Here is a 15,311-nt window from a genome sequence, read left to right as displayed (position 1 = left end):
ATACATGAAAATATTGCATGAAAATATTGACAGAAGGATAAACTGTCAAATACAAAGTGCAAAGTAGCAATTATGATTTTTTACTGTACACCAAATAATATACTTATTCATCCTAAGTCAGACAAATTCGGATTACTTAATTGGAGTCTTGATAGTTCGGTGGTTTTAGTGATTCGGATTGTTTCTTTTATGATGTAGGCTACTTCTGGATAAAATTGGGTTACTTGTTTTTCTGGTGCTCGAGCTAAGGCATTAGCAATACGCAATTGGGTGGGTTCCATTTGCAAAGCCATAATCATACATTGACGATTTCCCCCGGCACCAGCATGAGCAATCCCACGTAGGCGACCCCAAATTAGAATATCGCCATCTGCTACTACAATACCACCAGGATTTACATCTCCCAAAATAATAATGCTTCCCGGATGGCGGATTTCAATTCCAGAGCGCACAGTCATCTCTAGATAAAGACTGTCAGTTGGGAAGTTATCATTATACTGTTGTTTGGTCAGTATTGGCTCTACTTTTACTTGTTCTACAGAATAACCCGCAGTGGCAGAAGCGATTGCTGTTTGACGACGACTTGTAGATACGGATTTGAGTAGCATTTGATGCTCTCCTAACATTTTTGCCAATTCCTGTAATTGTCTTACATCTAGTAAGTGGTTACCGGCAATTAAATGTACTAAAGTATTATCAGATTGCAAACGTTCACTTGCATTTAGGAGTAATTGAAGTTGTTGCCAAATTTCTGACGAACTCACTTCAGAACTTGGTAATTTCGATTCTGTAGGTAAAATTAATAATAACTTGTCATCTTCCTTCTTAAAACGGACTTGCTGGTTTGGATATACCACTGAAGGCATATCTCCAAGTTGTGAGGATGAAAGGGAATTGCCCGAATTTCTATCTTCATTAGCTATTATTTGGTTCATCTTACTATCTTGAGTGGGGACTGCTTGGTATTCGTTCATATCCCCATTAGTATTAGTTGTATTTGTACCCATATATTCAGATATAGTAGCTTCAGTATAACTATCAGTATTACTACTAAGAGAGCTATAAATGTATCCTCTCTTAGTGGAAATTTTAGGGATAGCTGATGATTGTTGACAATCATCCATTGCAACCTTGTTTGAATTTAGGTAGAGAATTACAGAATCAACTTCTGCATCTGGGAGTATAGGATTATCATCTAGCTCTTCAGATGTGGAGGCAGAGTTAATATTAACTTTGGGGTTGCTAGAATCATAATTCATACTGTAATGGCCAAAATAAGTTAAATAGGCAAGTTATTCTTTTTTTAAAGCTTTCTAGTGTTTAATCAACTGTTGATAAACACTGGCTAAAGCATCTGAACTACCAACATTACCGGGAAATAATACAATTGGTAAATTAGGAAAAGTAGAATGATCATCAGGGGTAATTACTACAGAACAGCCAGCTAAGATTTGACCAAGTAATTGTACAGAAGTCAAGTCTAAACCTTTACTTAAAATGTCATTAGAAGTAATACCACCTTTACTAATCAAAAAGCCAATATCATGAGGTAGTCTTCGGACAATTTTTGTAAGTACATTAGACACCTGGCTACCAAATTCTAAACGTGCTTCCACACCAGGAAAAGTTAATTCTCTACGACTTGTATATATCACAGAGGTTTTACCTTCTGCATGTGCTTGGTAAACCATAGCTAAGGTTAATTCTATAAGGTCTTTTAGTATATTCTCCCCATTGAGTAATTTGGATACATCAACTTCAATGCCACATAATCCTTCAGCTTGCAGCAATTTTTCTAATTGTTGGTTTGTGTTTCTAACATAAGAGCCAACAATTATCACTCCTGTGCTGCCTTGTCGCACGTATACCGCCATTTTTTCTGCAGCTATTTTTTGGGGTGGTAAAGCTGCTAAAGCAGTTAAAATACTAGCAGCAGAGCGGAAAAGAAATTTTTTCCCACGACTGGCTGTGGCAAGAACATCACGGGCAAACATATCCAAATCTTTTTGGATTTCTCCATCCACCACACAACATTGATTATTAGTTAGTTTCATTAGTCTTGCTTGACTATCACTACGGATATCTGCAAGTAAAAATCTTTCTATTGACTTTTCCGGAATACATCCATTAGTTTTTTCTTCCACATATTTGGGTAAATAACTGTAGCGATAGCCAAATACTGAATCTTTTGCAAACTCCGTTTCACTAACTGGGGTAGGAACACCATCAATTATTAAATAATGAACGCTGTCACGTGTAATACGTCCTCCTTCAAAGAAAGCTGGAACCAAAAAATGGGCGTCAAAATTTCCTAATTCTTGGGCGATCACATCAGTCTCTATCGGATAATGTCCCCGTAGGGTAGAGTCAGAGCGGCTAACAACTAGAAAATCCTCAATTGCTTCTGTATTAAGGGCTAATTTCAGGTTCTGGCAGACTTCTTTGGTAACTGCATTTGCAGCTTCTGGAGGTAATGCCCTAGTATTTGTAAGAATAAAGAAAATCGGTGCTGTGTCTCGTAATCCCAAACATAAAGTACTCACATCCCATCTCATTAATAGTAAACAGCTATGGACTGTTTGGGAGCCAGTGGGATCATCATCAATAACTATAATTTTTGGTTTTCTGCTCATACCAAAATTAAATCCTCCTGGAGATACAAACATGGAAATAACATCGATAAGTCCACTAAATACAAGAATGACAGAAATTACTATCTAGTTGAACAAAAATTAAATTATTTGACTTCTATAATTACACTGGGATTTATTTTGTAATATTTAATATTTATAAGGAATAAACAAATTAAATTGAAACAGTTTTTGATATGATTTAGCTGACTTTTTTATAATTCATATAAAGTCCTAAGGGCAAACCCTTAGATTACATTCCAATAAATCTTGTTGAGATGAATAAACCAAAGGGTTTAATCGCTGCCTATAAAATATAAAAAAAGAATGGACAACAAAGGTAACTTTTAATGTTCTGAACAGTTTGGAATTATCAATTGACTATTGTACTTTGATTCCAGACTAACTTCATGGTTGCTTTAGCCTGGGTTATCCCCCTAAAGGTAATATGAATTGAATCACATTGCTAGGGTTATAGTTTGAATAATTTATGATAGCTTTCCGATAGTGGAAAGCTTTAAGTATATCCAGTATAGCTATCATTATTTCCTGCAAAATCATACTAATAGTCAAGGATAAGGCGTTAAAAATAAAGTTTCAGAAGTCTTACTAAAATAAGTATAAATTTTCTAGTAGAAGGAAATGAAACTTTCTGCCTCAATCTCTTGTATCAAAAAACCTCAAGTATAACAATAATATTCACATAGAATATAATGAGAATTCACATAAATTCAATTAATACTAAAAGTTGACTATTCACCTCTTTTATTATTTGTTATCTTAACTTCATTATGTAAGATCGGAAGTTCAAACCTCTCTGTGGATTTACGACTTATATATCCTGTTCTAAGTCTTGCTTGTCATAATATATTAGTTATATTAGCTCATGATTTTTATCTCCTGATACTGATAATAAATATCACATTTGATTCTCATGAATCTGTAGAAATCCTGTCATGATATTCCCAAGTTCCAATAAAAACTAAATTGATTATAATTTAGATAACATTTAAGTTAAATAGTTACCATTATTTTCAGAATTATGGTAACTATTTCTATAAGTTTCTTCTGGATTTGCATTATTCTGAACTAATACTATCTTCTAAAAAGAATAAATGCTTGTATGTAATACTTTGCTGACTATATGATTTACTATGTTCTGATGATGCACATCTTGTCTTAAGCATATTATGTAAATCATATCTATAATATTCATTCAATAGACTTGAGTATATTCCATATCTAAATTAGAAGCTATACTAAATCAAATCTAAATCAAATATTCAGTAGTAATAGTATGTTTTATATACTGTTCAAGTAGTTTATCTAGGAGTAACAGAATTAACTTGTTTTGCTTGCTATTCAGTAAGAATAACAAGCAAAACCTCCTACACAGACTATTTTCCGAGTACGCCAATTACCTTTGCTTAAATTACTGCCAAATTCATAACCTAACATTTGTTATCCTAAATCATTTAGCAGTCTTCTATAAAATCACTTCTTGTTTCCAAACAAACCCAATGATTTGCATTTATTCATAGCATCCTTACCCATCTCTAAATATTGGCATATCTATGGAAAAAATCTTTTTGTTCTGAATACTATGTCTATAATGAAGTTTGAGAATCATATTAAGTTATAGTGACTATAACTTTTATAATAGTATTAACACTATTAAGTATCAAATTAGGAATAGATGAGGATGAAATAATAAGGGAAATTCCAACAGTTCTTGAAGGTTTTAGTATTGCTATCGTCAAATGGTTTACATAAGTAGTTATAAAAATTTTTATTGTTTAACTGCATGATAGGTTTTCTATTTTAACTAGAATTTGCTTTCATGAAGAATAAAAGTATTAATGTAAAATGAACTCAGTAGTCTTAATCAACAGTTCTCAGATAGTATCCTGAACAGATTATCATTTAGAAGTTAGAAATATTAAAATGCCCGTAAATCATTGTTAAGTTGATATTCCTCAGATTTTTCTAGGTATGGATTTCCTAGTGAATATGCGAAATCAGATTGCAGAAAATTAGAATTTACCCAATAACTATCTAAAATGTGGGACTGCTAGCTGTGAGTCTAGAAAGTTTAGAAGTGGCTAAAAATTGTTATAAATGTGGAAAGATTGCCCTTGATAATGGAGATTATCAGAAAGCCATAAAAGATTGAAGAGGCTAGTACTGTGCTGCGCTGCCTCCTAAAACGAGATTAGCTGGTGATGTAAAAGCTTTGCTGGTGACAGCTTATAAAGCTATAAGGAAAAATGAGGATTCAGTTACTTTGTGTAAAATCCTAAAAAGCCACCTTCTCCTTGAAACTAGTAGGAAGGTGAAGTATTTACATTACATTCTAATTGTACATAGGTTAATACATCCTCAGAAATAGATGGTAAAATACCAGATATTTCCAATACTTCAGAGAATAAACCTCAGTTAGGTTTTACTATTACAAAGCCCTCATTCTCTCAGAGGTAAATTTCAGCTTATGAAGGAGCTTTGGATTTGAACAAAGTAAATACTAAATAATTGGTTTATTTGCTTTGACTCAGTTATGATTGTACTAATTTTAGGTGTTTTATTGTGGTGGGGTTTATAAAGAGGGGTTCATATGCTTACACAATATCACCGCATAACACCATATATTTTTACTAGATTAGGAAGAGTAATAGCAATGAATCGGTTGCCAGAATTTCAGGGTCGATTGTTTATAATTACTCAATATATAAAAATAATAACTTGTATTACAATAATTATAAATAATAGATATAAGAATCTTTTTCAATCATTCTCTCTTTCTGTAAATGTTATCCAGTCTATAATAATCTTTTCTTTCATGTCCCTGCTGTTATCTGGGTGTGTAAAGTATGATGTGAACCTAACATTTAATCATTCTAACAGCGGGGAATTTTTGCAGCATATTCATTTAGGGGAAAGGATAACTAGTTTTGGTGGTGAAACTTTTTATGGATGGTTCAATAGTATTGAACGCAGTGCCAACAAATTAGAGGGTAAAGTAAATCGGATTTCTAGAGAGGAAATAATTATAAGGATACCCTTTAGTAATGGAAAAGAATTACAAAATAAATTTAATAGTTTTTTTAGCTCTAAAAGCAATCCAATCAGTCAAACAAATCAGAATAATACTGATTCTGAAACTAAACCTTCAGAAATACCCCCATTAAAGTCAATATTAAACCTAAAGCAGAACAACTTTATTCTTATAGAAAGGAATCATCTAGTATACAATTTAGACTTACGATCACTTACCCCTATCTCCAGTAGGGATAGCATATCATCTAATATCCAACCAATCCTGAATTTGGAGTTCAGCTTAAAAGTACCTTGGGGAATCAATAGTATTGCCATTATGGAAGACTCACTCCGACCTGACAGAATTGGTAATCGACTGGTATGGTGTTTACAAACAGGAAGGATTAATCACATAGAGGTAGCATTTTGGCTTCCTAACTTTTTAGGTATTGGCTCATTATTTATTATCTTTTTAGTTTTGGGAGGAATTTATTTGCGATATTACTATATGACTCCTCCCAAAATAGAAATTTCTTTTAAAAACCCTATAACTTAAATATATTAATAGGCTTTCCGCCAACATATATGGTAAATGTATTCGGCTTGCACCATAAAATATAATATCTCACAATTATTTTCTTGAAACTTCCTATTATTCTGATGATTAAAAAATCATAATGTATTTATTACAGGCAATATAGTAAAAATGCTGATGGGGTAAGCACCACCCCAGATTTTTCTAGAGCATGCTTTCCTTCAGCATGCTAAATGGTAGAGTCCCTATTTCAAATAATTATAAAAGTAATTGAAAATAAAACACTCGACATGTCAGTAAGGACAATACAAAATAAGTGGTCAATCATATCATATAGATAGCTTAAATTACTTGAAAATTACCTGACTAATATGGACTCTAGTTCAGCTTACTAAATTGAATATTTAGTAAGCTGAACTAAACGACTTTAATATGGTTAATATTTTTTGTTTTCTCAAGCTCTACAGTGTATGTCTAAAAACCTAGTCCGAAGAGTCTCTATCATTACTGACAAAACTACTAAAGTCAGAAAGGTTTTAATTACTACTCTAGTATTGAATATATTCGTCATGATATTAAAGGTAGTCATTGCTTGGTGGACGGGTTCCTTAAGTTTATTGGCTGATGTTCTTCATAGTCTTACTGACAGCGCTAGCAATGTTTTAGGATTAATTACTACTTACTTCTCCTCACCATATCCAGATCGGGAACATCCCTATGGACATCTTAAATTTGAAGCAGTGGGGGCTTTAGGAATAGCTGCTTTTTTGGGAATTGCTTGCTTTGAAATTTTACAAGGAGCATTAGAACGTATCTTTAAAGGTGGCAGTGGTGTAAAAATATCTGTATCAGAACTATGGTTGTTATTGATTGTTCTGGGTGTAAATATTTTTGTGGCATTTTATGAGCGTCATGTGGGCAAAAGAGTTAGCAGTCCTATCCTGATTGCTGATGCAAAACATACTATGAGTGATGTTTGGGTAACTATTACCATCATTTTTGGTTTAATTGGGGTTTGGTTAGGCTACTGGTGGTTAGATATATTACTGGCTTTTCCTATAGCTTTTTTAGTATTTTGGAGCAGTTGTTTAGTTTTAAAGGACAATGTACCTTGGCTAGTTGATGAAGTAGCCATTGCACCAGAATCAATTCATGACATTGCAACTTCTATAGGGGGCATACTTGGCTGCTATGACATATCTTCAAGGGGTGTAATTGGCCGTCAAGTATTTATTGAGATGCGGCTAATTGTAAATGTATATGACATAGGAACTGCTCACCAAATTACAGAAGAGTTAGAAAGGATTTTAGAAGAGCGTTTTGGTCCTGCACGTATTTTCATTCATGTCGAACCACCGGTCCATGAATTAGAGCAAATCAACTTTGATTCAGATGAATCTGAATAAGGCTGGTAAAAGCTATTTAAATTGATAGAACAATGGTGCTTATTATTTCTAAAATTCCCAATTTGTCCAACAACTAACTTACTGATGTCAGGGTAGGCTCGAAAGATTATGACCTTATAAATTAGACTATACCCATAATGAAAAAGTAAATAATATTTAAAGTGGTTAATATTAATTACTCTATTAATTATGTTGCATAAACTAAAATCATATCTTCCAAACCTATGGAGAGATTACTTGACCATATAATCATTAGTAAATCATGTTACTCCCACTCAATAGTTCCCGGTGGCTTAGAAGTAATATCTAATAACACCCGATTTACTCCTTTGACTTCATTAACGATGCGGTTAGACATTACTTCCAAAACATGATGTGGAACTCGTGCCCAATCAGCAGTCATACCATCTTCGCTAGTCACAACACGTAGAACTATAGGATAGGCGTAAGTACGTTGATCACCCATGACTCCCACACTACGAATTGGTAATAATACGGCAAATGCCTGCCAATAGTCGTGGTAAAGTCCATGATGTTTAATTTCCTGGCGTACAATCAGGTCAGCATCTCGCAGTATATTTAGCCGTTCTGCTGTTACTTCACCAATAATGCGGATAGCTAATCCTGGACCTGGAAAGGGATGACGATTAACAATTTCTTCCGGTAAACCAACTGAACGTCCAACTTGACGAACTTCATCCTTAAATAATTTCTGTAATGGTTCAACTAACTTAAATATTAAATCTCTTGGCAAACCACCTACATTGTGATGACTCTTAATTTTTACTGCCACTCGTTCCCCAGTTTGAGGATCGATACTTGTATTTGCAGATTCAATTACATCTGGATACAATGTGCCTTGAGCTAAATAATCAAATGGTCCAAACTCCTTGGATGCTTCCTCAAAAGCATGGATAAATTCATGACCAATAATTCGCCTTTTCTCCTCTGGATCTGTTATCCCAGTTAGGGCCCTAAGAAATCGATCACGGACACTCACATGTTCTACCGGAATATGAAACTGTTCTTGAAATAATTTCACTAGTCTTTCTGGCTCATACTTGCGCATAAAGCCTTGATCAATAAATACACAGGTTAGTTGATCTCCAATAGCTTTATGAAGCAAAAAAGCTAAGGTTGAGGAATCTACCCCACCAGATAATGCTAATAGGACACGCTTTTTAGCAACCTTTACTCTTATTTCTTGGATGGATTCTTCTACAAATGTTGCAGTTGTCCAAGTTGGTTTGCAATTGCAAATATGGTAGACAAAGTTGCGGATTAATGGTGGTCCACCAATTGAATTTACTACCTCCGGATGAAATTGTACCCCATAGAGCTTCCTATCATGATCGGCGATTACAGCACAGGATGTATTATCTGTATGCGCGATTAATTCAAATCCTTTAGGCATTTGTTGAACCGAATCACTATGACTCATCCACATAATTGAACCACTATCGATGTTCGCTAGCAAATCTGTAGGATTATCTATAAATAAGGCCGCCTTGCCATATTCACCATGCTCTGACCTGGTTACATGTCCTCCCAATTCATCTACCATTAATTGCATCCCATAACACACTCCCAAAATGGGAATGCCTATATCCCAAAGTTCTGGGTTGCAACGGGGGGCACCATTATCATAAACGGAACTAGGACCACCAGAAAGAATAATACCATTGGGATTTAGTTGCCGAATTTGTTCGGCCGTGGTTCGATAGGAGAGGATTTCAGAATAAACTTGAGCCTCGCGAATCCGTCGAGCAATCAATTCAGAGTACTGAGAGCCAAAGTCCAGAATTATAATCATAGCGTGGCGAATCTGCCCTAATTGTTGCTCTTGTCTGAAGTCTGATTGGTTTTTTGGTAGAGTCACCGTTGTATTCATGGTGGTGAGTATTTGATAATATATTATGAATGATTTTTCCTAATTTAATTCAATACTAATTTAGGGGAAATAACGAACATGAGAAAATGATACAAAAGTAACCAAGTTTACTACTTTTGATCAATCGATGGTAGAATAATAATTCAAATTAAAAACACAAGTCTATTCTAATATAGGTATAATAACTAGTTTTTTGATTATGAGCCTTTATTATTTTCCATATCAAGCTAACACAATTTTGCTATCAGGAATATGAGCACTTAGTGCTTCTATGAGGATTTGTATTCTTAATTCCCAAAAAATATCGAGAGTTTGTAACATCTACTATATAGTTGGTTCGTTTCTCCATGAATTTTATGAAATTCGTTTATTAGATAGTATGGTGAATAGCAACTTAATATAATTACCTCAAATAGTGAGGAGATAATATTTGTATTTTAATTCCATTATCTTGATTAAGAATATTTAAGTATTATTGTTCATGGCAATGATAATGGAAATCCTTTGAAAGTCTATAGCTAATGGTTCCAAGATGATTATCACCGCTACAGGTTGAAGTCTATTTGAAAATAACTACCTAATTCTTACAGTTGGCATAGACAATTAGACATATACCAGATTTGCTCCTAAAGTGAGAGATAAAAAGTCAGTACAGGTGTTATGAAAGCCATTAATCAAGCCTAATAATGGGGTAAAACTCACTTCAAGCATGTCAAGATTATTGTGTCGAAAAGACTAAGGTAATGATTTTAGAATAAACAGGTATTTACAATGGTAGTCAACAATGCTGATGGGGAAAAATATCGATAAACCCTACACTTTAGTAGCCTTTATATTCTAGCTCAATTCAAAATGTATTTTGACTATTACTTAATTACAATTATTCATTACGTGCAAATAGCTGGTACACATAACCATATCACAACTTTATTTTATAAATATAGGGTTTCATGCAAGTGATGACCGATGTTCCAAATATGAAATTATTTTGTTGACTATTATTACTTGCCAGTGAGATATGTTCGGTCCCCTACCAGACAATATTTGCAGGTATAAGACATCTATGGTAAGCAGTTCTACTTGCACTGCATATTTATATTTGTATTTAATCAGGTCTTATAGCTCATCAATCCTAAACAGTTTGGTTGTAAATTTATATAGTAGGAGTCTTTAAGATAATATTGATGTAAGTATTGTTCACCAAGTTACTGTTAGCGATTTAAAAGCTTTTAAATCGCTAACAGTAAGATTCTAATAAGCAATAGCTCTTAACTATTAAAAATTTATCCCTAGAAAAATGTCAATAGAGTTTACTAAGTATCATGGCTTGGGTAATGATTTTATCCTGATAGACAACAGGTTCAGTAGAATTCCTATAATATCTTCAGAACAAGTAATCAAAATTTGTGATCGCCATTTTGGTATTGGTGCTGATGGTGTAATTTTTGCCTTGCCTGGAGTAAATGGTAGTGACTATACCATGCGTATTTTTAATTCTGATGGTTCTGAAGCGGAAATGTGTGGTAATGGAATTCGTTGTTTGGCAAGGTTTATTGCTCATTTAGAGCTTGAATGTAAAAACCAGGACCAATATCGTATTCATACTCTGGCTGGAATAGTTGTAACCCAACTCATGCCTGATGGGCAAGTCAAGGTAGAAATGGGTTCGCCACGACTTATGGCTGGGGAAATTCCTACTAATTTATCTACAACAGAGAAGAGAATAATCAATCAACCATTAAGGGTAGGAGAGAAATCGTGGAATATAACCTGTGTCAGTATGGGTAACCCTCATTGTATTACCTTTGTAAATGATGTGGAAAATATTCCCCTAGAAGAAATTGGGCCTAAATTTGAGGATAACCTTGCATTTCCCCAAAAAACCAACACCGAATTTGTCCAAGTTGTTGCTAGAGATTATTTGAAAGTAAGAGTATGGGAAAGAGGAGCAGGAATTACTTTAGCTTGTGGCACTGGTGCTTGTGCCTCCCTGGTAGCTGGTGTACTTAATGACAAGTGTGATCGAATTGCTACTGTCAAGCTTCCTGGCGGGAATTTATATGTTGAATGGTCAAAAGTTAATGGGCAAATTTATATGACTGGACCTGCAACCATGGCTTTCACTGGCAAATTACCGTAAAATTAATTTTTAATGTCTAGGGAAAAAAGAGTAAATAAAGTATCTTGAAAAGATTACTTGTGCTTATCTATATATAGTAAATATAAAAATGAGGTTTTTTCTTATCTATAGTCTATGAAGTTTTCTAGAGTATTAATGATGTTTAAGAAAAAACCCTTTTAAGGTTGCATTACAGAATAATACCTGTTAATACCATAAGAGCACCAAGCGCACACTATTTTATTTCAAGTGTCACCCAAAATTTGATTGATGTATATATTACTGTTGACGTTGAAATTAGTTATATCTTAGTAAGAGGGGATTACCAAAATAGAAGTTAAGTAGCATGGTTAAGGGAATTTAATGTATTTCTAATAAATTTGGAAGATTTCTGGTTCATAGAGTACAAAGTTGGAATTGGTAACAAGCAAAAAAAATCAACTTTTTATGCTTAAAAGCAAAGACACACTTGAAATTAATTTAGTACTACCATATAAGAGATATAGATTTTATTTAGTTTTAATTAAGGCAAAACCAGAGATTCATAGCAGAAAACTGTCAATATCTATGAAGATATAGCAACAGGATTAACTGAAAACTTAAAGAGCACTATTTTTCAATTTTGGACTTATCAAAATTGAAAAATAGTGCAATAATATTCCTAATATATCATATGAAGCATAAATACACCTAATTGATTTAAGAGTAAGAAGATAAAAATTAGAATCAAGGTAAATCAAGCTTTATTGTTAGGATCTTATCATGGTAAAACTAAATTTGAGAGATTTTAAGTCAAGCCTCCTAGGAGTTCAGAGAGGCCAGACTCAAAAGAGCACAAAAGTGTTTATTTTAGTCTAAACAGTACAAATATTAAGTTTCATTAACGTATATGGTCAGCATTCATATGGGACAACCCGAACAAAGTATGGGCAAATCCCCATAATTGTTTATTTTAAATATTTTTACTAAATTTAAAATAAATAGTAAAAGATAAGGGAAATTTTCAAGCTCTAAATTCATTTTTGTCAACAGACAATTATGAATTTAGAATCTCATAACAGTAAAAACATTAATTGAATTTCTCAGTGAATGGTTTTTATACTTGAATCCCTAAATTATTAATTGACTATGTAATTCTATCAAATGTACCATTCAATACTTCAGTTCTCCACCCATATAATCGCAATTTTACTAGGTGCTATATTCACTTTTACTTCATTGAAAGTATCTCCTTTAAAAGCAGAACCTGCACCTGTTTACAGTAATCTAACACAGCAAGTATTAATACAAAAGCCATCTACATCTCCAATTGTTGCAAGTAATAGTAGTTTTGTTACCTATGCCGTTAATCGAGTAGGACCTGCAGTAGTCAGGATTGATACGGAACGTACGGTCACCCGTAATATTCCTGATCCCTTTACGGATGACCCATTCTTCCGACGCTTTTTTGGCGATGGGTTTTCCCAGCAAGTGCCTCAAAGACAATTGCGTGGTCTGGGGTCAGGTGTTATTTTTGACCCGAGTGGTCTAATCTTAACTAATGCCCATGTGGTTGATAAAGCTGATCGCGTAAAGGTACGTTTAAAAGATGGACGTACTTTTGATGGACAAGTTAAAGGAGTAGATGAAGTTACAGATTTAGCTGTAGTTAAAATTAATGCTAGAAACTTACCCATTGCACCATTAGGAAATTCTAGTCAGATACAGGTAGGAGATTGGGCAATTGCAGTAGGAAACCCTTTAGGATTTGATAATACAGTAACCTTGGGAATTATTAGCACTCTTAAGCGTCCTAGTTCACAGGTAGGGATTTCTGAAAAGCGTTTAGACTTTATTCAAACTGATGCAGCTATTAACCCTGGTAATTCCGGAGGACCATTAGTCAATAGTCAAGGCGAGGTAATTGGTATTAATACTGCTATCCGTGCTGATGCTATGGGTATTGGTTTTGCCATCCCCATTGACAAAGCTAAAAATATAGCTGGCCAACTACAACGTAATGGTAAAGTAGTACACCCCTATTTAGGAATACAAATGGTGACTCTTACCCCAGATTTAGCAAGGCAAAATAATCGCGACCCAAATTCCTCAATTATGCTTCCCGAAGTTGATGGTGTTTTGGTAGTGCAAGTTATACCAAATTCACCAGCAGCTAGTTCCGGTATCCGCCGTGGGGATGTAATTCTGCAAATTGATGGCCAATCTATTAAAACTGCGGAACAATTACAGGAGGTTGTAGAAAATAGTTATATCAGACAAATCCTACAATTAAAAATACAGCGTAGCGGGCAAGCCCAACAAATATCTATCCGCACAGGCGAATTAAAAAACACCTCTTTAAATTAGCTATAGAAAGTTAATAGCAATAAATCTTACTATAAATTGCTTAGTCTTTATCCATTAAGGATTATATCCATTCATGCAAAGGCATTAGTAATTTTGGCAATTGGGATCTAGACTACATAAAATTAGAGCCTGAATCCTACTTCAATCAATGATCAAATATATAGTATGTTTGTCAAACACATACTATATAGTATGTATACTCTAAATGTTTTTAAAACTTCATTTTGCATAATGCTATGAAAGAATATTGGCCTCAGACAATACGCAATTATCTTCTGTAGACTAAATAATGCGGGTATGAAGTTTTTATTTTTTACTAAAAGGTGAAAATTACCTAGCATATAATTTTTAGAATTCCTGACATCAGCAATTTAGGTAAAAAAATTTGGTGATGAATAGCAGCAATTATCTAGCTGGTAGATTCAGTGATAAAGTCAAATAAGGCACATAAGTAGTGCTCTTCCTCATTTACGTACTAGGAAGGGATGCACTATATTTAATTGTGAGATAATGACTTGATGACTGTATATTAAGAGTTCTTGAGGGTAATTGAATGGTTTGGCAACGTCCAGATGGTCGTAAAGCAGATTTGCTTCGTCCTGTAACCTTTAAACAGGGGTTCACTAATTTTGCTCTTGGTTCTGTATTAGCAAAATGTGGTGATACTCATGTGCTTTGTACCGTAAGTTTGGATGATAAAGTGCCCAAGTTTTTGGTTGATAGTGGCAAGGGTTGGTTAAGCGCTGAGTATAGAATGTTACCATCAGCAACTCAACAACGACAGCCCAGGGAATTATTAACATTATCAGGGAGAACTCAAGAAATTCAAAGACTCATTGGACGAAGTTTAAGAGCTGTGCTGGATTTAGAAATACTCGGAGAACGCACCATAATTATAGATACAGATGTTCTCCAGGCAGATGCAGGTACTCGAACAACTGCAATTACAGGTAGCTTTGTTGCCTTGACTGGAGCAATTGAGCAATTACTACATCAGGGTGTTTTAGAAAAGTCGCCAATTATTGGACAAGTTGCAGCAATTTCTGTGGGTCTACTAGGTGGAAAGCCCTATTTAGATTTAAACTATGTTGAAGATGTAGCTGCAACTGTAGATTTTAATGTGGTAATGAACCAGGATTTAGATATTATTGAAATTCAAGGAACAGCGGAGAAAGACAGTTTTAAACGTTCTCAGTTAAATGAACTCCTAAACTACGCAGAAAAAGGTATTCAAGAATTACTATCAGCTCAACAAGCAATAATAAAAGAATGGCGAAAAGAGATTCATGAGGAGAAGGATTAAGATGTCATAGTATAGTATGTAGACAGATAGTTTTGATTACATAGTCCA

The 15,311-nt window shown here is 34.1% G+C and carries 8 protein-coding genes; 5 read left to right on the top strand and 3 right to left on the bottom strand.

Translation table 11 applies throughout. The features are described 5' to 3' along the window. Positions 1 to 107: 107 nt before the first annotated feature. Together minC and RINTHH_RS09285 are read right to left on the bottom strand one after the other, a co-directional pair. A complete protein-coding gene (gene minC, locus RINTHH_RS09290; RefSeq protein ID WP_008235753.1) occupies positions 108 to 1,259 on the bottom strand; it encodes a septum site-determining protein MinC in 1,152 nt (383 codons plus the stop codon). Between the two features lie 54 nt (positions 1,260 to 1,313). Next, on the bottom strand, positions 1,314 to 2,633 hold the full coding sequence (locus RINTHH_RS09285; RefSeq protein ID WP_044304997.1) for a four-carbon acid sugar kinase family protein: 1,320 nt from the start codon (positions 2,631 to 2,633) through the stop codon (positions 1,314 to 1,316). Positions 2,634 to 5,466: 2,833 nt separating this feature from the next. On the opposite strand from RINTHH_RS09285, the gene RINTHH_RS09280 reads away from it, so the two are divergent. Together RINTHH_RS09280 and RINTHH_RS09275 are read left to right on the top strand one after the other, a co-directional pair. After that, positions 5,467 to 6,219 carry a DUF3153 domain-containing protein gene (locus RINTHH_RS09280; RefSeq protein ID WP_231291185.1) on the top strand — a complete coding sequence of 251 codons (753 nt, stop codon included), beginning with the start codon at positions 5,467 to 5,469 and terminating at the stop codon, positions 6,217 to 6,219. Between the two features lie 449 nt (positions 6,220 to 6,668). After that, on the top strand, positions 6,669 to 7,604 hold the full coding sequence (locus RINTHH_RS09275; RefSeq protein ID WP_008235746.1) for a cation diffusion facilitator family transporter: 936 nt from the start codon (positions 6,669 to 6,671) through the stop codon (positions 7,602 to 7,604). Between the two features lie 265 nt (positions 7,605 to 7,869). Here RINTHH_RS09275 and guaA read toward each other — a convergent pair whose 3' ends face one another. Further along, positions 7,870 to 9,495 carry a glutamine-hydrolyzing GMP synthase gene (gene guaA, locus RINTHH_RS09270; RefSeq protein ID WP_008235744.1) on the bottom strand — a complete coding sequence of 542 codons (1,626 nt, stop codon included), beginning with the start codon at positions 9,493 to 9,495 and terminating at the stop codon, positions 7,870 to 7,872. Between the two features lie 1,297 nt (positions 9,496 to 10,792). On the opposite strand from guaA, the gene dapF reads away from it, so the two are divergent. The 3 genes from dapF to rph all read left to right on the top strand — a co-directional run bounded on the left by dapF (position 10,793) and on the right by rph (position 15,263). Then, complete coding sequence (gene dapF, locus RINTHH_RS09265) at positions 10,793 to 11,635, top strand: diaminopimelate epimerase (RefSeq protein ID WP_008235743.1); 843 nt, start codon at positions 10,793 to 10,795, stop codon at positions 11,633 to 11,635. Positions 11,636 to 12,757: 1,122 nt separating this feature from the next. Then, the gene (locus RINTHH_RS09260; RefSeq protein ID WP_008235741.1) at positions 12,758 to 13,960 is read left to right on the top strand and encodes an HhoA/HhoB/HtrA family serine endopeptidase; all 1,203 of its coding nucleotides are present in this window, start codon (positions 12,758 to 12,760) and stop codon (positions 13,958 to 13,960) included. 553 nt (positions 13,961 to 14,513) lie between these two features. After that, entirely contained in the window at positions 14,514 to 15,263 is a 750-nt protein-coding gene (gene rph / locus RINTHH_RS09255; RefSeq protein WP_008235739.1) for a ribonuclease PH, read from the top strand. The last annotated feature ends 48 nt before the right edge of the window (positions 15,264 to 15,311 follow it).

This window comes from Richelia intracellularis HH01, from assembly GCF_000350105.1.
In the GTDB taxonomy this organism is placed as follows: Bacteria; Cyanobacteriota; Cyanobacteriia; order Cyanobacteriales; family Nostocaceae; genus Richelia; species Richelia intracellularis.
Note: the sequence above shows the minus strand (reverse complement) of the source record. Positions and strands in the feature narration are given on the sequence as shown.